The sequence below is a fragment of the Paraburkholderia sp. CNPSo 3076 genome, from assembly GCF_026343935.1.
Lineage (GTDB): Bacteria > Pseudomonadota > Gammaproteobacteria > Burkholderiales > Burkholderiaceae > Paraburkholderia > Paraburkholderia nodosa.
Genome location: NZ_JAPMAL010000043.1, coordinates 17,628 through 36,876 on the forward strand (window position 1 = coordinate 17,628; position 19,249 = coordinate 36,876).

The 19,249-nt window shown below is 60.0% G+C and carries 19 protein-coding genes and 2 pseudogenes; 4 read left to right on the plus strand and 17 right to left on the minus strand.

The genetic code is table 11. The features are described 5' to 3' along the window. Positions 1-37 precede the first annotated feature (37 nt). The 10 genes from M3A49_RS35860 to M3A49_RS35905 form a co-directional block, all read right to left on the minus strand. On the minus strand, positions 38-541 hold the full coding sequence (locus tag M3A49_RS35860; RefSeq protein ID WP_266233113.1) for a YkgB family protein: 504 nt from the start codon (positions 539-541) through the stop codon (positions 38-40). 202 nt (positions 542-743) lie between these two features. Next, a complete protein-coding gene (locus tag M3A49_RS35865; protein ID WP_266233114.1) occupies positions 744-1,193 on the minus strand; it encodes a GNAT family N-acetyltransferase in 450 nt (149 codons plus the stop codon). A 167-nt stretch (positions 1,194-1,360) separates the two neighbouring features. Next, positions 1,361-1,831 (minus strand): pyridoxamine 5'-phosphate oxidase family protein, encoded by a 471-nt coding sequence (locus M3A49_RS35870; RefSeq protein WP_266233115.1) that lies wholly within the window; start codon positions 1,829-1,831, stop codon positions 1,361-1,363. A gap of 89 nt (positions 1,832-1,920) precedes the next feature. Next, positions 1,921-2,340: a cupin domain-containing protein gene (locus tag M3A49_RS35875; RefSeq protein WP_266233116.1), complete on the minus strand. Its 420-nt coding sequence runs from the start codon at positions 2,338-2,340 to the stop codon at positions 1,921-1,923. A 54-nt stretch (positions 2,341-2,394) separates the two neighbouring features. Beyond that, positions 2,395-3,090: a glutathione binding-like protein gene (locus tag M3A49_RS35880; protein ID WP_266233117.1), complete on the minus strand. Its 696-nt coding sequence runs from the start codon at positions 3,088-3,090 to the stop codon at positions 2,395-2,397. Positions 3,091-3,211: 121 nt separating this feature from the next. Next, positions 3,212-3,757 carry a carboxymuconolactone decarboxylase family protein gene (locus tag M3A49_RS35885; RefSeq protein ID WP_266233118.1) on the minus strand — a complete coding sequence of 182 codons (546 nt, stop codon included), beginning with the start codon at positions 3,755-3,757 and terminating at the stop codon, positions 3,212-3,214. A gap of 188 nt (positions 3,758-3,945) precedes the next feature. Further along, a complete protein-coding gene (locus tag M3A49_RS35890; protein WP_266233142.1) occupies positions 3,946-4,563 on the minus strand; it encodes a nitroreductase family protein in 618 nt (205 codons plus the stop codon). A 451-nt stretch (positions 4,564-5,014) separates the two neighbouring features. Continuing rightward, positions 5,015-5,971, minus strand: a complete 957-nt coding sequence (locus M3A49_RS35895; protein ID WP_266233119.1) for an AraC family transcriptional regulator — start codon at positions 5,969-5,971, stop codon at positions 5,015-5,017. 118 nt (positions 5,972-6,089) lie between these two features. Beyond that, a complete protein-coding gene (locus tag M3A49_RS35900) occupies positions 6,090-6,491 on the minus strand; it encodes an SDR family oxidoreductase (protein WP_266233120.1) in 402 nt (133 codons plus the stop codon). Positions 6,492-6,506: 15 nt separating this feature from the next. Beyond that, on the minus strand, positions 6,507-7,139 hold the full coding sequence (locus tag M3A49_RS35905; RefSeq protein WP_266233121.1) for an FMN-dependent NADH-azoreductase: 633 nt from the start codon (positions 7,137-7,139) through the stop codon (positions 6,507-6,509). A 411-nt stretch (positions 7,140-7,550) separates the two neighbouring features. Here M3A49_RS35905 and M3A49_RS35910 point away from each other — a divergent pair. Beyond that, a pseudogene (locus tag M3A49_RS35910) lies at positions 7,551-8,060 on the plus strand (aminotransferase class I/II-fold pyridoxal phosphate-dependent enzyme); the annotation flags it as partial. 544 nt (positions 8,061-8,604) lie between these two features. On the opposite strand, the gene M3A49_RS35915 reads toward M3A49_RS35910, so the two are convergent. Both M3A49_RS35915 and M3A49_RS35920 read right to left on the minus strand, forming a co-directional pair. Continuing rightward, on the minus strand, positions 8,605-9,066 hold the full coding sequence (locus M3A49_RS35915; protein WP_266233122.1) for a carboxymuconolactone decarboxylase family protein: 462 nt from the start codon (positions 9,064-9,066) through the stop codon (positions 8,605-8,607). A gap of 5 nt (positions 9,067-9,071) precedes the next feature. After that, complete coding sequence (locus M3A49_RS35920; RefSeq protein WP_266233123.1) at positions 9,072-9,503, minus strand: cupin domain-containing protein; 432 nt, start codon at positions 9,501-9,503, stop codon at positions 9,072-9,074. Positions 9,504-9,590: 87 nt separating this feature from the next. On the opposite strand from M3A49_RS35920, the gene M3A49_RS35925 reads away from it, so the two are divergent. Together M3A49_RS35925 and M3A49_RS35930 are read left to right on the plus strand one after the other, a co-directional pair. Beyond that, positions 9,591-11,006, plus strand: a complete 1,416-nt coding sequence (locus M3A49_RS35925) for a PLP-dependent aminotransferase family protein (protein WP_266233124.1) — start codon at positions 9,591-9,593, stop codon at positions 11,004-11,006. A 178-nt stretch (positions 11,007-11,184) separates the two neighbouring features. After that, on the plus strand, positions 11,185-11,502 hold the full coding sequence (locus tag M3A49_RS35930; protein ID WP_266233125.1) for an NAD(P)H-binding protein: 318 nt from the start codon (positions 11,185-11,187) through the stop codon (positions 11,500-11,502). 42 nt (positions 11,503-11,544) lie between these two features. Here the strand turns inward: M3A49_RS35930 and tnpB are convergent. Together tnpB and tnpA are read right to left on the minus strand one after the other, a co-directional pair. Further along, a pseudogene (tnpB, locus tag M3A49_RS35935) lies at positions 11,545-11,766 on the minus strand (IS66 family insertion sequence element accessory protein TnpB); the annotation flags it as partial. Then, positions 11,763-12,194, minus strand: a complete 432-nt coding sequence (gene tnpA, locus M3A49_RS35940) for an IS66-like element accessory protein TnpA (RefSeq protein ID WP_266233143.1) — start codon at positions 12,192-12,194, stop codon at positions 11,763-11,765. The pseudogene tnpB and the gene tnpA, both read right to left, overlap by 4 nt. 141 nt (positions 12,195-12,335) lie before the next feature. On the opposite strand from tnpA, the gene M3A49_RS35945 reads away from it, so the two are divergent. Continuing rightward, positions 12,336-12,485: a hypothetical protein gene (locus tag M3A49_RS35945; protein ID WP_266233126.1), complete on the plus strand. Its 150-nt coding sequence runs from the start codon at positions 12,336-12,338 to the stop codon at positions 12,483-12,485. 589 nt (positions 12,486-13,074) lie between these two features. On the opposite strand, the gene M3A49_RS35950 is transcribed toward M3A49_RS35945, so the two are convergent. From M3A49_RS35950 to M3A49_RS35960, 3 genes are read right to left on the minus strand one after another with little or no spacing between them, the layout of a single operon-like run. Beyond that, a complete protein-coding gene (locus M3A49_RS35950; RefSeq protein ID WP_266233127.1) occupies positions 13,075-13,464 on the minus strand; it encodes an Imm1 family immunity protein in 390 nt (129 codons plus the stop codon). Between the two features lie 18 nt (positions 13,465-13,482). Further along, entirely contained in the window at positions 13,483-17,982 is a 4,500-nt protein-coding gene (locus M3A49_RS35955) for an RHS repeat-associated core domain-containing protein (RefSeq protein ID WP_266233128.1), read from the minus strand. Further along, positions 17,983-19,233, minus strand: coding sequence for a tetratricopeptide repeat protein (locus M3A49_RS35960; protein WP_266233129.1), 1,251 nt, complete (start codon positions 19,231-19,233; stop codon positions 17,983-17,985). Positions 19,234-19,249: the final 16 nt, after the last annotated feature.

Sequence of the window (19,249 nt, forward strand, 5' to 3'; positions counted from 1 at the left end):
CTCCTCAGCTTATCCGGATATTTAACTTTCCATCAACTCACCGCCGTGCGTCGCCCTGCGAAGTCCGGAGCGACCCTAGCAAGAGCGTCAACGATGCAGCCAGCAGGACGAGGTCCTTAAGCAGGAACTGGCCGGGAAACGCCGAAATCGCAGGAAAGCCACCCGCAGTCGCTTCGGCGACGCCAGGGGTGCTCAACATGAAGGTAAGCGTGATCAGATAGGTAGCGGCCGACATCGCAGCGCCCAACGCAGAGAAAAAGGGCTGAATCGATCCGATAATTAGAGCGACCGCGGTCGACAGCTCTAGCAAACCAATCACATCACTTGCCCCTTGAACACCGAACGCAGAATTCAACCAGCCCATGATAGGACTATTCACGATAAACGGCGATATTCCAGTCGCTTCATAGTGGGTGAATTTCATTGCTCCGAACCACAGAAAGATTATGACAAGCGCCCACCTCAGCAACAAAAGACCAGTTCGAGATCCAACGCTCCGTTCTGCGATTTGAAAGCGAAACTGATTTGTACGAATGCTCATTTTGATTTCCAGATTCAGTATGTTGAAGGGTTTTTTACCGATTCACAGCTTTACTTTTCCGATAGCGGCTCCGGGACTAACTTCGACCGAAATAGTCCCGGAAATGTTAGACACACTGGAGATCCGACCCGACGCCACCCCTTATTTCCATCCAGCTCGCGACGCCTCGCTAGTCTCCAGGCAAAGGCTGGACAAGTGAGTTTCACTTGAACACCTTCCGGTACTGTATAAAGCCAGAGCGCTCTCCCACGGCGTCGTAGAGGAGCCTGCCTGGATAGTTCGTTTCGTGGGTCAGCCAGTGCACCCGAGGAGCTTTTCGACGTTTCGCCGCCGCGTACACATGTTCGATCAGTGCGCGACCAATGCCACGCCCACGTGCGTCAGGTCCAACAAACAGGTCCTGCAGATAGCAGTAGTCGGCAGATGTCCAGGTCGACCTTTGGTAGACCGTGTGCGCGAAGCCGCAAGGGTGACCGCATGTCATGGCGAGCACCGCGTACATCGGTTCGTCGGGGTCGAGGAAGCGCTCCCAGGTGTTGCGCGTCACAGCATGCGGGATATCAACCTTGTAAAACTGCTGATAGCCTTCCCAAAGTGGCAGCCACATATCGAAATCGCTATTTTCGATGGCTTTGATCTCAACTGATTGCATAGAGTTCTCCCGAAGTCCTATGGCAGTAAAGCGATGAAGCGCAACTGTGACCAAACCACAGCATCAAGCAATGCGATCAACCACAATTAACTTCAGTCTCACGGGCAATTTCTTTCCTCCGTTCGCGAAGGCGTGATTCGATCGAACCGCAGGTAGACATTTAAAGTCTATTCCCCGGTTAAGCGCATACCGTACTTCCGACGGTACGTACTCTGTATCTCATCTTGACTGCGAGGCGGCTCGGCAAAGATGTGCGCAGGAGAGAGCAATGAAGACATCGAGCTAACATCAATCCTGACGACGTGTTCGACTGGATATTCAGGCCCGTTGCTTATACGGACCCAGTCGGCAATCGTTGAATATTCTTCACCGTCAGGCGGCAGAATAAACGCCTTTCCTCTGAACCGGTAACCACGCCTCAGGAATACGTCGACTACGTTGATCTCGACGGCGGCGTTGGCATTCAAATTTTTCAACGTCCCGGGCGATGCGATATCGGCGAAGTAGAGCTTGCCACTCCTGACCGTTAAGGAGGCCTTTGGCGAAAGATTCGGCGTCCCATCCTCATTGACCGTCGCGACGAACGACAGTATTGCCCCTTTTATGATCGCTTCGGCGTCTGCGGTGATTTCAATCATGGATTCACTCCTCTGAAAGGACGTCCTGCGCATTCAAGAAAAACTCTCCTGTGTCTCGCAGGGTTCGTTGTTTATCGAAAATCTTTGCGCTATCTGAGCGGCGTGGTGAGCGTTTTGTCGTCCGTGTCGAGGACGAACACGGCGAGCAATTTCGCGGATTGGCTTTTGCTCGCGTTTCGGCTGATCGAATGGATAGCACCGGGCGGTTCTGACCAACTCTCACCCGCTCGATAAATGCGGGTTGGGTCGTCATTCACCTTGGACTCGACAGCGCCCTCGATCACGTACGCGTAAATGAATGCGGATTTCGCGTGGGTGTGAGGAATAGACGCCGCGCCGGGCGCGTATGTAACTTCCAGTGCAATCAGCGATTTGCCGGGGACGTTGGGAATCGCTGCGTCGAAATTCTTCGTGACGGTTTGTCCGTCACCGTCGTGAGCTTCCGCGGAGTCGGCGGCCATCGCAGCTAGTGCAACGAAGCTGGCAATGATGATGTTCCGTATCTTCATGGTCTTTTCCTTCTGCGTGTCAGCGAGGCTATGCGGCTAACTGCCCGGCCTGATTCAGGCTGATGGCATCTCGAGGCCGCGCTGCACAGCAGGGCGTGCGAGACCGCGATCGAACCAACGCTGGACATGAGTGAAGCGATCGAAGCCGACAAGGTCGCGCGCCTCGTAAAAGCCAATCAAGTTACGAACCCACCCGAGCAGAGAAATGTCGGCAATACTGTAGTCATCGCCCATCACCCAGTTGCGTCCGGCAAGCCGAGTGTCGAGCACGCCGAGCAAACGCGCGGCTTCCGACGCATAGCGGTCGCGCGGGCGCTTGTCTTCGTAGGCTTTCCCAGCGAATTTGTTGAAAAATCCGACCTGTCCAAACATGGGACCGACACCACCCATCTGCCACATCAGCCACTGGATCGTCTCAAAGCGAAGCGCTGGGTCCGTGGACAAGAGCTGCCCCGTCTTGTCGGCAAGATAGAGCAGGATCGCACCTGATTCGAACAATGCGATCGGGCGGTTCCCGGGACCGTTTGGATCGAAGATCGCCGGAATCTTGCCGTTCGGGTTGAGAGAAACGAAAGCAGGTTCCTGGTTTTCATTCGCCATGATGTCGACGCGGTGAGCCTCGTACGACAGGCCCGTTTCCTCCAGCATGATGCTGACCTTCACGCCGTTGGGAGTCGGCAATGAAAATAGCTGGAGCCGGTTGGGGTGTTGCGCTGGCCAACGCGTGAAGACTGGATGCTGAAGGGTCATCTTTTTCCTTGATCGGGGACGGCCAGCCATTTAACGAAACTGGCTGACCGTCCCCGCGAATGGTGCCCCCAAGAACATCGCTCTCGGGGTTACCAACGTCATGGGCGTCGGAGTCTCGAGCTCAGATCGAACCGGCCGGCGTGACAGCGGGGAAATCCATGTCCGGATCGAACACGTTATTGAAGAAATTCGTCAGGGAATACATGGCCACTAGTGCGACGATTTCCATCACGTTTGCATCCGTGTAGCCCGCTTCGCGAACCGCGTTCAAGTCGGCGTCGCCCACCTTCCCACGGGTTTCGATGACTTTGCGCGCGAACTGGACAGCCGCGTCGCGCTTCGGATCGGCAGCGTGGCCTTTGCGCGCGAGGATGATTTCTTCCGCCGGCAGTTTCGCAAGATGCTCTGCCGTGAAGCTGTGAACCGTCAGGCAGTAGTTGCAACCGTTCACTTCGGAGACAGCCAGGCCGATGCTGTCGCGCGTCTTCACATCGAGCGCCTTGCTCAGGGAGCCGAGCAGGTACGCCCAGGCGTTGAACGCGATCGGGCTTTGCGCGAACGCAGCCATCATGTTCGGCGTGAAGCCGATGTTCTTGGCGAAGCCATCGAGCGTTGCCTTCGATTCGGCGGGTACTTGTTCCGGCGTAAGAATGGTGGTACGGGTCATGATAGGATCTCTAATTAATTCGCACTACTTATCAAGAAAGGTTCATTCTTGAACCCTTCTCTGGGATTGCTTCGTGCCCGGGAGCGGGTCGAAGCCGTTCAGGACTTCAGTTGAGCGTCATCTTGCCTACGACTACCCTTTTCGCGGCTGGCTGGTCCTTGTACGTAGTGAACACTCCAGCAACCCGCTTAGACGAGGTCGAGAACTTCGTCCACGGGACGGCGCGGCTTTTGCGCCCAGTTGCCTTGACGCTCGGCACCGACAGCGAGCAGAAGCGCGGGCACTTCGTCATCGGCCAAGCCGAATTCGCGGTGAACCGCCTCAGCGTCGAAGCCGATCATCGGCGTGGACCCCATACCCAGCGAGCGGGCGGCGTAGATCATTGCCGACGCGCCGAACGTTGCCGTGCGTACGGCTTCGTCGCGACGACGCTGCGGATATTCCATGTACAGTTCGCGGGCCGGGGCCTCCCACTCCGACACCATCGTCGCCGGCATCACGCCTGCTTCGACCAGCGGAGCCAGGCGATCCGGAATCACGCTGGTGTCGACCAGCTGTCCGCAGATGATGAAGGTGACTGACGCGTCAGCGACAGCCGGCTGGCTCCAGGCAAGCGGAAAGAGCTTGGCCTTCGCTGCGGGCGTGCGCACCGCAATGAAGCGCCAGTTCTGCAGATGAAAGGACGTCGGTGCGCTGGTGGAGATCCGCACCAGCTCGCGGATCTGGTCGTCGCTCAACGTCGCCGACGGGTCGTAATACTTCGTGGCGCTACGGCTGACGATGCAGTCGATGACTGCGTTGGTCATGGTCGTTCCGCTGTTCAGGGTGGTTTCGCTGTTCATGATGATTCCTTTGGGTGGAGGGACCTGCTGGGTACAGAAGCGCCTCTTACGAGATCGCGCGGCAAAAATTCACTTTCTTGTGCAGATTGCGGATCACCGTCGCCGCTTTCACCGTGACGTCGCAGTCTCAACTGCGTGTTTGCCGTCAAGTGGTGAGTTGTTTCAACTTTAAGGCCCCACGAGGGCTATTTCGAGAGCGAAAATGCTCAATAAAGTGTCCAAAAGGATCAAACTCCACAAGGGCTCATCGGTTCGCTCGATCCTGCGACGCCGTAGCGTTCATCGCGCCGGCGCGATTGAAGTCCCTTGTCCAGATTGCATCGAAGGACGCACGGACGAAGAGCGGCCGCTCCGCGTCGACCTCGCCGGATCGTGTCCGATGTTGGTTAGAACCGGGAACGACAAATTTCAGGGTCTATCGCCCCTGACGTGCGAGACGACGCCATTCACCTGGTGTCATGCCCATCCTCTCTGTGAACAAACGCCGGAATGAAGATACAGATTGGTAGCCAACTGATTCGGCTACGGCCTCTGTGGTCATCGTCGGCTTCTTCAACTCGTTCGCAGCGTGGCTCATGCGGATGTCGGTTAGCAAATCAACCGCTGAGCATCCGAGCGTTTCCTGGAAATGCCGCATGAACGTGGCGCGGGACATATTGCACAAGGCGGCCAGCTCGGGCAGGTTCCAGGCGCGCGCGGGATCGGAGAACATCGCCGAAATCGCGGGCGCCAACCGTGGGTGGCCAGCCAGCGCCAACAAGCCTGTTGGGGCCTGTTCGGATTTACTTGCCTCGCGCAGCACGATGGTGAACAGCGCCGAACTGAGCGAATTAAGGACGGCGTAGCCGCCCACTTTTTCTCCCGTAGACTCATCACGCATGAGCCTCACAAAATTGGCGAGAGGATTCGAGACGGACTCAAAATCCGACTCATCGTCGATACTAGTAGTCCGCACCACCAGATTTGTCGGAAGGTAATTGCGAATCAGTCGGTCATGCGGCGGCGCAATAAAAAAGCGGCCACATAACATATCGAGATGTTCGCCAGCGCCATCATTCTCGCTAAACGTCCACCCGGCGAGGTCTTGGCGCTCGCGAGTGGGTCCGGGCTGAATTCCACTGCCGTCGTGCAGGACGTGCGCTGAGCCGTGGGGCAATAAGACGATATCGCCAGCGACAAGCTCCTTTGCCATTCCCGTCTCTGGATCCTCGATAATCGCCTTGCCCTTAAGGACGACGTGGTAGGGGATTTCATGGGTTGCCGCCTGATCCCACACGACGCGCCACGGTGCGCCGTAGGCGCAGCGTACTTCCGGCCGACCAGTGACGGTGATCAATTGCAGCAGGTGACTCAACCAGTCGACGTAAGACATAGAATTCCGTAAGGCCTCAGCATGGGGAAATCAGGTGACGGCAAAAACTCACAATTTTCAGCGCCCGAAAATCTCGACGAGAATGGATGCTCATTCCTCGCCATCTGCAGGACCGAATCTATCGGCCAGCACTCATCCCGCCGTCGACATGCAGTACCTCGCCCGTGACGAACGACGCTGAATCAAGAAAGGCAATCGCGTCCGCGATATCGCCCACCTCGCCCATGAATCCGAGTGGACCCAACGCGGCGAGATCGTCATGGACTTCTGGCCTGTGCATAGTCGACCTGATCAAACCCGGAGCCACCGCGTTCACCCGAATTCGCTTGCTTGCATACTCAATGGCGAGCGACTTCGTTGCGGCGTTGAGACCGCCCTTCGTCAATGCCGCTAGTGCCGAAGAAACTCCGATCTGGCTCTCGTAACGTCCCATGCAGGGATCACTCCAGCGGACGCTAATCGTCGTCGACGACAGTTTCTCCACAACGGAGACTTGCGAAGGCGTCGGCAGATTTGGCATGAGATATCCGCACGCTCAAACGTGGCCGCACGCGAGACTTGTCAAAAGCGGCTCAATCGTGGCTATCAGCGAAGCACGAAGTTGCGCGGATTGATCCTCATCGAGAAATGCGGTTGCCTGCAGCGGCACATAGTGGATGGTGGTGAAGCCAATGCAAGCCAGTACGGCAGAAAGATAAGGCGTGAGGAAATCCGGCTGGTTGGCGCGTTCGCCAGTAAACACGCCGCCGGAGGCAATGCCGACGAATACCGGACGGTCCCGAAGCATTCCAACCTTGCCAGCGGGCGTCGACTGCATCGTGCGTCCGACGCGGATAAGCTGATCGATCCACGCTTTCAGGACGGACGGAACCGTCAGGTTATTCATCGGAGTACCGATGACGATCACATCGGAATCCTCGACCTCCTGAATGAGTTCCTCCGCGAAAAGTACAGCGCCAGCGGTCCTTCCAGCAGCAGCCAACGTCGCAGGCGTCGAGAGTACGTCGGCGTAGGCGGCTCCGAGATGAGGTATCGGCTCCAGCCCAAGGTCCCGGCGGCGAACCTCCACGCCCGGCAAGAGCGTTTGAATCTTTTCGACGATTCCCGCCGAAAGTTTTCGGCTATGCGATCCCAGTCTAGGGCTGCAGTCGATATGCAGAATATTCATACAATTTTCTCCAGCAGATTTTGCAGCAGCTTTGGTCGCGCGGTTGCTTGACCAGCAGACGAAATCGGGCGCGTGAAACACCGGGCACCGAGATCGGAGTGCGTCTTAAATGCCTAGTTAACGAAGGCTTTGTGCAGGCTGTATCCATCTGTGCAACACTCTGCGCCCTTGCGGCTCCAGCACGGCATGAAGACGCCCCGCATTTGCAGCTCGCTCGCAGCTTCGACCGAATACGCAGAGAAAATCGGGTGCATGCTGCAAGAGCCACATTCCGTATTGACTTCGCGTTCGTAGCACTGTTGGTAGGGCAGATTCTGTACTATTCACGGTGCATAAAACAGTACCAAGATTGTGATTTTCGTGTGTACCAAGACTATGGCTTCAGACTTGCAGATACAGCTCGACCGGACATCTCTTGGCGAAGGTAAGAACGTCATCCACATCGGCTCCTTCAGCAAAACTGTTAGCCCTGCTTTGCGGCTTGGCTTCGTTGTTGTCCCTGCCGAACTCGCCAACGCGTTTGCGGAGATCGCCGCGACACTCGTCCCCGCGCCGTCACCGGTCATTTAAGTCGCCACGGCTGAGTTTATGCGGCAGGGCCACTATATTCGGCGTGTGCGTCGGCTCAAGCGTCTATATTCCTCGCAGCGCGACGCGCTGATAGCGGAGTTGTGTAGCCGAAACGCGCAATGGGTAAGTGCTGGCCTCGCCGTGCTTCTTCGCCTCCCAGAGGGCGCCCCCGATGTGCAAATCGTTCACGAGGCAATGACTGCAGGCATCGCGCCATCACCTTTGTCCGCGTGGTTCGCAAATCCATCGTGGACGGTGCCAGGCCTTTTGCTCGGGGTTGCGACCGCGCCCGAACAACACCTTGCCAAATCGTGCCAACGATTGTTCGAGATCATTGAAGGGTACTGCTGACTAAATGGGTCACCCGGCGTTGCCTGATTAGCATAAGTGCAGTTTCGTCGAAAAGCGCAGCTATATGGCTGCTAACTGTTAGCAACGGGGAGGCGCTTTTCCGGCAAGATCGCCGTAGCCATGCCACCGTGGGTGGCCATTCTCGAACGTACTTCAGGCGCTAACTGATCTTACCCACGAACCGCGGACACCTTGAGCTGCTACGGTCTATCGTTTTGCCCGAGGCGACAGACCGATCGATATGCTCGCCGAGCGCGAATCCAGACCTTAACCAAACCCGGAACTCAGGGCCCGGTTGTACGGCTTTTTCACGGGGTTTTCGCTCAGATGGGGAGTCGTCGGCAATTCGCGTCAGCACGGCCATGCACCGCGATCGCGACCAAGTACCCAAGTTAATCGCGGAAATGATGAAGAGCTGGGACGTCGACGATGGGACGGTGGGCATGCATGACCCATGCGGCGCTGCTGCTAATGGCACGCTAAGGCCGGCCGCAGCAACAAGTTTAGGAAAAGCGCGCCGGACAGGCGCGTTCTTTTGACCGCTTCAGCGTTCCGCAGCCATGGCGGAGTCGGGGGGCCGGCGGAAGCTGATGGCAAGCCGGTTGTAGGCATTCATCAGGCTGATGGCCATCGTAAGGTCCGCTAGCTCCTTCTCGCTGAACGTCGTCGCGGCAAGCTGGAAGTCCTCGTCGGGTACGTGGGTGTCGGCCACGCGGGTGACCGACTCCGCCCACGCCAGAGCGGCGCGCTCGCGATCGCTGAACAACGCACCCGCTTCATGCCAGGCTTGCACAAGCGCCAGTTTCGCGGGCGTGACGCCCTTCTTGATCAGGTCGCGGGTATGCATGTCGAGGCAAAAGGCGCACCCGTTGATCTGGCTGACGCGCAGATAGACCAGTTCGACGAGGACGTCTTCCAGGCCCGACTGCCTGACATAGCCATATACCCCCCCAAATGCCTTCACGCCGCCCGGCGATGCCTTGGCGTAGTCCAATCTCATTTTCAAGCTCCTTACTCGTCGTTGGTTGTCAGTGCTGTGTCGTTCGAATCGACGACAAACACGGCCAGCAGTTTTGCCGGCTTGGTCTTGCTCGCATTGCGGCTGACCGGGTGGCGCGAGCCGGGCTCCTCGAAGAACGCCTCCCCGGCCTTGTAGACGCGTTCCGGCTCGTCGTTCACCTTGCTGGCGACGCTGCCTGAGACCACGTACGCATAGATGAACGCCGACTTCGCGTGGGTGTGAGGCAACGAAGCGCCCCCGGGCGGGTAAGTGACTTCCACGGCGATCACCGATTTGCCCGGAATGTTCGGAATTGTGTGCGAGAAGTTCGGCTTGACGATATCGCCAGTGCCATGGTCAGCGGCGCCGTGCGCCGCGGCAACCCCGGACATGGCCAGGCTGCCAGCGGCAACAACAGAAAGTAAGGTTCGTGAAATTTTCATGATCAGCTCCTTGGTGGCTAGAATCATGCATCGGCTATGGTCCACGAAAAAGAACCAAGAACGCGAAAACTTGATGCACCACCCACCATGACAAATATTCTGGATCTGAAGCTCGACCGTGGTTCCAGGACAGCACTTGCGGAACAGATACGCCTGGCGATTACTGGCGTCATCGAGAGTGGTGTACTGGCCCCAGGCGCCAGGCTGCCGTCGTGGGTGGATCTTGCCGCGCAGCTTGGTGTGGCGCGCGGCACCGTCAAGACCGCCTATGAGCGGCTGACCGATGCGCAGTTGATTGTCTCGTCGCGCGCGGGCGGGACGAGGGTCTCCGAGCACACACCCACCGTGAGCCCCATCGCGGAACGGGCGCGATCGATAGAGACGGATTTGCAGTCGGCGCTGTACCAGCACTTCCTGCCCGGCCCTGCGGTGTTCCAGATGGGCGTGCCGGCATCGGACTGTTTTCCAAACACGTTGTTTGCACGTCTGCGCGCCCGGGCGGCACGCGATGAAGTCGAAGCGCCCGCATCCTACCCGGACCCGCGCGGCGAACATGAATTCCGCCGGGAAATCGCCGCGCATTTGGCCTTGTCACGCGGCATTGAGTGCCAGCCCTCGCAGATCTACATCACGGCAGGATTCTCGGGGGCGCTCGGTATCGCGCTACTCGTGCTTCAGGCCCAAGGCCGCAAGGCATGGGTCGAGAATCCCGGATATTTGCTGAGTCGCAAGGCCCTGGAAATTGGCCAGATCACGACGGTTCCGATTCCCGTCGACGAAGAAGGCATTGACGTCGGCTACGGCGAAACGCATGCACCGGATGCCGCGTTGGCGCTGGTCACCGCGGGACAACAGGCGCCGTTGGGTCCGACCTTGTCGCTCGCGCGCCGGCGGCAACTGCTGGAGTGGGCGGCCCGGGCGCAGGCATGGATTATCGAAGACGACTATCTGGGCGAGCTGCAGCTGAAACGCCGCGCGGCGCCAGCGCTGGCGTCGCAGGATCGAGCGGGGCGTGTCATTCACATCGGGACGTTCAGCAAGACCATCAGCCCGACGCTGCGACTGGGATTTGTAGTGGTGCCCCCCGCCCTGGTACCCCGCTTCGATGAAGCGGCAGCGTGCCTGTCTTCCGCACCGGGGCCGGCAGTACAGATGGCAATGGCCGAGTTCATGCGTGACGGGCATTACATGCGGCACTTGCGTCGCATGAAACGCATCTACGCGGGCCGCAGCCAGGCACTGATGACCGCGCTTGAGTCCAGGGGATTCGACGCCTATCCGGCTGGTCTGGCAGTGGTGGTTCGGCTCGCCGATGGCGCCGACGACAAGCGGATCGCACGGGAGTCCTATGCCTACGGGATCGCGCCCGCGCCGCTATCGGTCTGGTACTGCTCCGAGTCCACGCAGCGCTCGGGGCTGCTGCTTGGCGTTGCGCCGGCGATCGAACAACAGATTCCAGCGGCCTGCGATCGCTTGCAACAGCTGATCCGCAAGTTGAGCTGATGCGAAAGCGCCGGCAGGTCGTGGGCCAGCTGGTACACCATTTCTTCCGGTTTTTGGTACTTTTTTAACGACCAGTGAACGGACACAATGCCGTTCACCGGCTGGCGCGTCACGTTGCGCTGAGCCATATCGTTAAATCACCGCTGCACTGCGTCGCCACGCAGTCTTAGGAGGAATCGTGAAGATTTTCGTTGCAGGCGCCACCGGCGCCGTTGGACTGCCGCTGGTGCGCGTGCTCTGCGCGCAGGGTCATGAGGTAACGGGTATGACTCGCGCCGGCGCGGGTGCCGACAGGCTTCGCGAGCTTGGCGCCCGCGTGACCCTGGCGGACGCCTTTCATGCGGAGTCCGTGAAGGATGCCATCGCGACGGCGTCGCCCGATGTGGTCATCGACCAACTCACGTGGCTTCCGGCGAATCCTGCCGACATCGTCAAGTCCATGCCCAACGATACGCGCCTGCATCGCGAAGGCGGCGCCAGACAGTTGGGCGGCTGACAGATGGACTGTCCCCGAGTCCGCCTGCGGCCACACGAAGCGTCCACGCTCGAGTCGTTTCGCGTACAGGTTCATGCCGTCACCGCTCCACCATAAAATCTTGATGAGGTCACCGCGACGCCCACGAAACAGGAAGATGTGCCCCGAGAAGGGATCACGTCCGAGTGCTGACTGCACCAGCGCGGCAAGTCCATCCATGCCGCGGCGCATATCGGTAACGCCCGCTGCCAGCCATACGCGGGTACCGCCTGGCGGCGCAATCATGCTGGCATCAGGCAGCGCAGCACGAGGCGCAACTGCACAGGGTCGACCATGCCCGTGACGCGTACACGGGCACCGTTCAGTTCGATCTCGATGCCCGACGCCGCCGGTACGCTCTCGCGATGTGGCTCGACAGGTTGTAGAGCGAGCGACGCCGGTGCTGCGGTCTCGCCGGTCGGTGCATCAGGTAGCGCTACGAGCAGCAACACCGCTGTGCTGTGCGCCACCCCTTCAAACAGGCCCGCCCGCAGTTGCCGGCGCCACTTGAACACCATATTCGGATTCAGTCCGTGCGCCTGCGCGAGCTTGGCCACCGAAATACCCGGCTCGCACGCCGCGACGGCAACTTGCCGTCGGTACTCTGGTGTGTAGTTCGGTCGGCCCTTGCGGTTCGATGATCGCGCATTCCGTGTGTCCAAAGTAGTCCCCATCACTTGAAGTAACGGACATCACTTTGGACACCGGCTTCAGCTCTGTCCATGCGGCCACGAAATGACGCTTACTCTGCGGGGATGCTTGCGCGCGACGCGCGCGATGTGGCAAACAACGCGACCCGTGAAGCCGTGCGAGCCATGCTCCAGCCACCTGAGACCTACGCCACGCTGCAGGCCGACCTGCTCGCGCGAGCGGTGACTCACATGTTCGGGGACAACGTTGACGATTCGCATGCGCTGCTCGAGGCATTCAAGGCGCAGTTCGTGATCGATGCGCCCGGGGCATAGCGCCGATCCAGCCGTTTGGTGGGCGAAGGACCGGCCACCCTCGCCGGTCCGTTCCCCGCGGGTCCGCCCTCGCCCGCGGCGTGTCATCGGCTTGGCCGATCATCGATGACAAACCATCGCATCCGTCGCTCGGGTCGATCCGGTACGGCCAGTTGGCTATCTCGCCGATTTGAACGTCGACCCAGTACCTCCGGAACACGTGCTCTCCAATATCCAATCCGTATGTCGTAACATTCATTGGGGCCCTCCGTTCCTCAAGTGGACGTGTCGAAACCCCACTCTGACTATTGATGCCGTTCAATTTTGGAGGGCCTCCGCTTTCCTGCCAGACTCTGAACCCCCAAAGGGAGGGCGGTGTCCATTCCATCTCGGTCGATCTCGGCCGGATGGAAGGCGTCCCGACGCACGTGCGGATGGCACATCCACCACGATTCATCTCTTTTGTCCTTAACGTGGTTAGCGTCCCGCCGACGGAGGAATTGACAGCAAGGTTTCTGTCGAGAAGCCGATTAAGAGTCGCTAACACAACCTGGACATGCTGTCCAGGATATGGCCGTCATGGCCTCATGTCGCGGTTGTGTTAGCGACTCTAAAGCTCGATCCACTCGATGCAGTTCGGTCGACGCGAGCATTCGGCGAATTCTCGCGCAGCCTCCCATGCAACCTCAATGGGTATGACTCGATAATTGGCTACGTCCGTCGTTTCCGTGTCAGTCAGGAAAAACGTGCTGGTACCATCGGGATCCAGTCCATTTACATTGCCTAGGGAAATGAACCCAGGATGACGTGCGTCGGGAAAGTAATGCGCAGTAGCCAACGGCCCATTGGCCATGACCGCCAAGGCTGGAAATTTGGCGTTGCCGTGGGACAGCCAGTAGTCGTTCGCCGCGCCGCTCCACTGCGCAAGCGCGGCGTCCAACTCCTGACGCGTGTGCATTTCGCACGCGCCGCCAACATATTCCATTTTGATGGCTTCCATCACCTGTCTATGCCCCTATCAGTTCGGCGGCGGCTTGGGATCCGCTGAATTTCCAAAGTAATCCTTGGGCTGATCGTGCCAGTACTTCGTTGGCGCTATCGCGTTCTCTGGAGGAATGACCCGTAGCTTCGCATTTTTCGGAAGCAAAGTCTCCACTTGCCCATAGCAATAGTGACATGTTCCGTATGGGTGATTGTGGATCACCACCGCCTCCGTTATTCCCTCATCTCGCATGATCAGAGCCGCGTTGCCCTCAACGTGCCCCGATGAGTCGTAGTTCGATAGCACCTTGCCTCCCGAGTACAGCTTTCTAACGTGGTACTGCCCATTTGCATCCGTGTAAAACATATAGCCAATGGTGGTCTTTCCATCGAACGGTGGGAGCGTGACAGCGTCCATGGACGGGAACTGCTCTCTGAGCAACGCAGCGTCTTCGGCCTCCTGCTTCGTGTTTATGTCGTTGAGGAGCCGCTTGTATTCGTCCTCATAGCGGCTATCTTTCCCCGTCAGATCGTAGGGTGCGAGGAGTGTTCCTGGATGGCCAGTAACCTCCTCTTCGATTTCCATTCGTCTCGCGATTAATTGCAGCTTCTCCTGACGAATCCGCGCCGCCTCTTCCCGGTCCGCGCACTGCGAACACTCGCTCGAACTTTCGTTTCCATGCGGGCATTCACGGCCCAAAACGTCAATGAGAACCAGTGGGTTAGCGGTATACGCATAGAGGTTAATGCCGCCAGCTTGCCCTGCCGGGTCTGACTGCAAGTATCTTCCGAGCACCGGGCTGTACGATCTGAACCGGTTGTAGTGAAGACCTGTTTCCGGATCGAACCAGTGACCCGGCCAGCGAAGGTTGTATTCCAGTTCGTTGCCTGGTGCGACGCATATCGCCCCATAGGGATCGATCTCGTTCACACTCCATACGCACCCTCCCGAAATATCTTCAATCCACTCGGGCAGCCCCACTTGATTGCAGAAGACGTAGTAGGTCCGACCAGACTCCGGAGCGGCGTCACAACCGTCGTAATCGATAAACATGAACGGCAGGTATGATGTCTCGTTCACGTAGGCGTAGATCCTTAGCTGTCCATTCGGAGCCACTTCGGCGGCAAGCCGATCCCCATCCCAGAAGTACTGCGTGCGCGCGTGCCCCATCGCTTTCGCGATACGCCGGCATAGGCCGTCGTATTCCGCACTCCAATTCTCCTGACGATCGCTCCATTGGACCCGCACCAGCAGATCCATGCTGTTGTACTGCCAGGTTGTGCGACGGTTGTTCTCGCCGATCTGCTCGGCCAAATGATTGCGACTGTTGTAGCAAAACGCACCACACGCAGCGCCCGAAAGCCGGTTGCCCTCGGTATAGCGCATCCACTGGCATGTCGGCGTCGACAGGAGGTTTCCGCCGCGGTCATATTCAAAGCGGCGAACGGTCCAGCCATCGCGGCTCTCGCCAACCAGCCGGTGCGCGGCATCGTATTGGTACTCGGTGGTGCCCCCCGTGCTGTCGATCGCGCACTGCAACTCGCCCGTCGCGCTGTATTGGTATTGCACGCAATGGATCTCTGTCATGCGACCTTCCGGCCAATTCAGCCGCCCGGTGCATCGACCGTCCGAATCGAACCGGTACAGCACATTGGTGCGGTTGGCTAGCCGGACCAGCACCGTGCCGTCCGCTGCGCGCTGAAGCCGATGGACACCTCCATCCGGCGTATGAATCACCACGTCGCCAGTCGGGCCCGCGTCGTAGCGCGCGACGAAGCGCGAAAAATAGGTCGTGCTCTCAAGACGCTCACCAACGAAACTGTGCTCGATACCGCGCCCATCGCGCTTGTCGCCTGTGCGGCGACCGTTTGCGTCGTAAGTCAGTGTGACTTCGAATTTATCCGTCGACGCTCTGGTAAAGTTGCCGCGACGGTCGTACTCGTAGGTATGGGTTTCGCCGCTCGCGAGGATGCGCTTGCTATGCAAGCCGTTCTCGCCTACCTCGAAACGCAGCAATGTGTTGCCAGCACCATCGCGTTTTTCGATCAGCCGGTCACCCGTGTCGTATACGTATGATTCGCGTATCGTGTCGTGTCGTGCCACACGGGTAAGCCGGCCCTTGTAGTCATACGTGTACCGGCTCTCGTTGCCGTTCGCATCGACGATGGCCGTGATCTCTTGTTTAGGTGAATACCGGTATCGGACGGTGTTGCCCAGCGGATCGGTTTCACTTTCACGCAGGTTCCACGATGCGATGCTGTATTCATAGTCGTGCCCGTCTTTATCGCGTCGTTGCACCACGTTGCCGGCAGCGTCACGGCTCAGGCATTCAGAATGCCCAGATGCGTCCGTGCTGCCGATCACGCGGCCCGCTCCATCACGCTCCTCGGCAGGCTCAAGCACTGCGGCGCTCGATGCGAAAGCGGCCACTGCGACTGCTTCGATCTCCGGTGGCAACAGCAACCTGTCCGTCAAGTCCTCGGGTCTGGCATCCCCCCAGAGCAGTTCCAGCGGCCTCGCAGGGACAACATGCGCAAGGGGATTGGGCAACTGTGGGGCCTCGTCTCGCGTGGGCCAGCGATTTCCCCAGCGATCCAGGCGTCCGGTATTATCACCTCGTTCATCATAGAGCCAGCGCATGACGCGCCCACCCGAATCGACCTCCTCGACAATGCGTCCGTCGTCGCCCGTCACGCGCTCGGTCGCGCCGCCATAAGGATCGACGATACGCGTCACCGTACGCGCCGCGTCGTACAGGTAGGTCCACTTACCGCCGTCGGCTTGCGTCACCACCGTGCGGCCAGGCTGATAGTCGAGCAGCACCCGCCACAGGCCGTCCTGCCCCGCGCTTTCCACGCAACGGCCGCCGCTGTCGTAACGGTAGGAGAACGAGTAGCCATTGGCGTCCGTTTCGCGGATCATGCGTCGCCACGCGTCGTAGCCATAGGTCATCGAGGCGCCGAGCGCATCGGTGGACGCCACGAGGCACCCAGTGGCGTCGTAGCGATAGCGGGCGGCGCACAGGACCGCGCCTCGAGGGTCGGTCACACGCATTTCCACGACATGGCCGCGTGCATCGTAAAGCAGGTCGATCATCCGGCGGCGCTGCTCACGCCCGGCTGTTTGCTCGATGTGCTGCAACGTGCCGTCACCTGCGTAGCGCACCGTGCTTTCGACACCCTCGCGCACATGGCGTACGAGCCGAGCCGATGCTTGCACCCCACTCGCGCGGTCGAATGTGAATTTGCCGTGCGTGGCGTGAAGCAATACGAATCGATTCTCCCCCTGCTGCTCCAGTTCGTAGCCTGCGAACACATCCTCGTAGCGCCCCGAAGCACTGCGCCGGAACACATAGGCGCGGCCTGGGCCATCTACGTAAATCGCACGCGTGCGCAGCAAGCGCAGTTCGTGCTGGAAGCTGTGACGAAAGCCGAAGCCCAGCGCGCCGTCGCGTTCGCTCCAGTCGCTACGGTAGTAGCGCTCCCATTTGAAGGCGGGCGCGTCGACGGTCGCATAGTCGGTAAACTCATTCTCCGCCGTGCCCCTGACCACGTCGACAGGGTGGCCGCCCTTGCATTCCCCTTGCTCCGTACGCTTGGATTCCCCGGCATCTTCGGGGGCGTGCGCCTTCTTGCGCAGCCCCCAACCCAGCATCAACATGGCAAGCGCATCGGGCATCGGGAATCCGCCGATCAGGACGCTCTCGTCGCCATCGATCAGCGTTCCCATTCCTGGCTCAACGCCGGGATCCTTGCCCATCAGATTGCTCATCGCCATCGCGATCGCGTCTGCCGCTGTCTGCGCCGCCGTCATCTCGCCGGCGGCCGCCCCGGCCCCATCCACGGCCTGGTCGGCGGCCGTCAGCCCGCCGGAGGCCACCGGCGCCGCCATTCCGGCAATGTGCATCGCACGCTTTAGTGCGCTCGCCTTCTCAGCGTCCTGCTCGGCATGCCCGGCACCGCTCATGCCGAGCGGATTGCAGTGACGCGTCAGGTCCAGCGCCATGCGCGCCGCGCGCGCGCCACCGATGAAGGTATTGCTCGATCCGGTGCAGATCTCGAAGACGGGCGCAAAGCCGCCACAGGTGGGCGCGAGGCCGATGTCGAGCACCCGTGCAGCGGGCATGCCCCCATACAGCACGCTCAGGCAGCCGCTTCCGATCGTCACGCCGCAACTCGGCATCGGCACACCGTCGCTCGGCGGGTGCGCGTGCGCATGTGGCACCCCGAGATGCGGCACACCGATGAACGCCGCCGGCATGCCAGGCACAAGATTCGCACCGGGAATCATCGCCATGCCCGTATTGAGCAACTGGTCGAGCGCGCCGAGACTGCCCACCGCACCGCTCACAACGTTAGTGACGCGGTCAAGCGTGTTCGCCTTCGGGTTACCGAGCTGCTGAAACGGCTGCGCGCCGGCATTGACCGCACTGGCAAGCGCGTCGACCGACGTGTTGCCGGTCGGCGAGATCAACGGTGCAGGCGGCGGGGGCGGCTCGCTAGCCGGGCTGGCCGGATTGACGGGCGGGGTGCTCATTTATCGACGCGCTCCCTCAGGATATGAAGGAATCCGATCTTTCTCCATCTCGTAGGCTTTCGCCTGCGTCTTCAAGCCGGCCTGCGCATACAGGGCGGCCAGCCGTTCGAGCAGCGAGCGGCGCTGATGCTCGCAACCGAAGCGCTCGCACAGCGTTTTCGCCTCGGTCCACGTGCGTGCTGCCTCGGGCGTCTTATGCGCACCCAGCAGGGCCACGCCGAGCTTCTCCAGTGCGGCGACGCTCGCGTGCGGGAACATCAGCTTGTCCGCACCGCGGCTCGCGAGCTCGAAATATTCGGCCGCGCGCGCGGGCTGTTTCAGGCGCAGGCAAGCTTCCCCAGACGCCATGAGAATATTGAGCGTCACGCCCAGGTTGCCGCTGTCCGCCGCGGCATCGAGCGCATGTGCATACCAGCGGCTCGCATCGGCGTGCTGGCCGCTGCGCGTCGCGACATCGCCGATTCCGCCCAGCGCCAGCGCCAGCCCGAGCGGGTTGCACTGCTCGCGATGCCAGCGATACAGCAGGCGATATTTCTCCAGCGCCTGGTCGAGCCGACCGTGCGTGAGATCGAGCGCGGCCAGCTGCATCGCCGTCTGCATCCGCTCAGCCAGCGGGCGACCTGCGTCGTTCATCGCGCCCACCAGGACATCGGCGGTCTTTTCCGGCGAGAAGTCGAGGTCGAGCACGAGCACGTGTTGCGCTTGCGCGTGCTGCTCTTGCGGCAGCAGGATGCGCCGCGAACTATCGTCGCGAACGCAGAAGCGGTGGCCCTGCATCCACGCCTCGAAGCCATCGAGCGCGAGCAGCGGCAACACCGTCTCGCGATAACCGGCGGCGTCCTCGAGAGTCGATGGCATGAGCCCCCAGACGATATCGACGCCATCCGCAACCAGTGTGCGCACATGCTCGATCGCCGCTCTTAGGCGCCGAGCGGGGTGCTGCGCCGGATCGGTGCAAAGCAGCGGGAGCTCGGCCCACGGCATCACGCCCTCTTGCGCGCGCACCTGGTTCTCTGCGTCAATCTGCGCGGCGAGCGATGCCATGCACTGCTGCACAAAGCGGCCCGACGCGGCGCATTCGAACGGAAACAGCAGGTAGACGCGCTGCCCGTCGCGCCGATCGCGTTCCTGCAGCATCCTGAACGCGAACACGACGTCGAGATCGGTTGCGCCGAGCACGAGCGTCGGATAGTCGGGCTGCTCGATGAACGCGCCCAGCGCAGCATCCGCGGCGGAAAATTCACGCTGCATCACCCGATGCCCTCGT

Coding starts and splice junctions, on each gene's coding strand:
- M3A49_RS35920 (WP_266233123.1), bottom strand. CDS start 9,503: ATGAAAATTTCACGAACCTTACTTTCTGTTGTTGCCGCTGGCAGCCTG.
- M3A49_RS35955 (WP_266233128.1), bottom strand. CDS start 17,982: ATGAGCACCCCGCCCGTCAATCCGGCCAGCCCGGCTAGCGAGCCGCCC.
- M3A49_RS35895 (WP_266233119.1), bottom strand. CDS start 5,971: ATGTCTTACGTCGACTGGTTGAGTCACCTGCTGCAATTGATCACCGTC.
- M3A49_RS35945 (WP_266233126.1), top strand. CDS start 12,336: ATGCTCCAGCCACCTGAGACCTACGCCACGCTGCAGGCCGACCTGCTC.
- M3A49_RS35860 (WP_266233113.1), bottom strand. CDS start 541: ATGAGCATTCGTACAAATCAGTTTCGCTTTCAAATCGCAGAACGGAGC.
- M3A49_RS35880 (WP_266233117.1), bottom strand. CDS start 3,090: ATGACCCTTCAGCATCCAGTCTTCACGCGTTGGCCAGCGCAACACCCC.
- M3A49_RS35900 (WP_266233120.1), bottom strand. CDS start 6,491: ATGCCAAATCTGCCGACGCCTTCGCAAGTCTCCGTTGTGGAGAAACTG.
- M3A49_RS35865 (WP_266233114.1), bottom strand. CDS start 1,193: ATGCAATCAGTTGAGATCAAAGCCATCGAAAATAGCGATTTCGATATG.
- M3A49_RS35950 (WP_266233127.1), bottom strand. CDS start 13,464: ATGGAAGCCATCAAAATGGAATATGTTGGCGGCGCGTGCGAAATGCAC.
- M3A49_RS35890 (WP_266233142.1), bottom strand. CDS start 4,563: ATGACCAACGCAGTCATCGACTGCATCGTCAGCCGTAGCGCCACGAAG.
- M3A49_RS35870 (WP_266233115.1), bottom strand. CDS start 1,831: ATGATTGAAATCACCGCAGACGCCGAAGCGATCATAAAAGGGGCAATA.
- M3A49_RS35960 (WP_266233129.1), bottom strand. CDS start 19,233: ATGCAGCGTGAATTTTCCGCCGCGGATGCTGCGCTGGGCGCGTTCATC.
- M3A49_RS35905 (WP_266233121.1), bottom strand. CDS start 7,139: ATGAATATTCTGCATATCGACTGCAGCCCTAGACTGGGATCGCATAGC.
- M3A49_RS35925 (WP_266233124.1), top strand. CDS start 9,591: ATGACAAATATTCTGGATCTGAAGCTCGACCGTGGTTCCAGGACAGCA.
- M3A49_RS35875 (WP_266233116.1), bottom strand. CDS start 2,340: ATGAAGATACGGAACATCATCATTGCCAGCTTCGTTGCACTAGCTGCG.
- M3A49_RS35885 (WP_266233118.1), bottom strand. CDS start 3,757: ATGACCCGTACCACCATTCTTACGCCGGAACAAGTACCCGCCGAATCG.
- tnpA (WP_266233143.1), bottom strand. CDS start 12,194: ATGGGGACTACTTTGGACACACGGAATGCGCGATCATCGAACCGCAAG.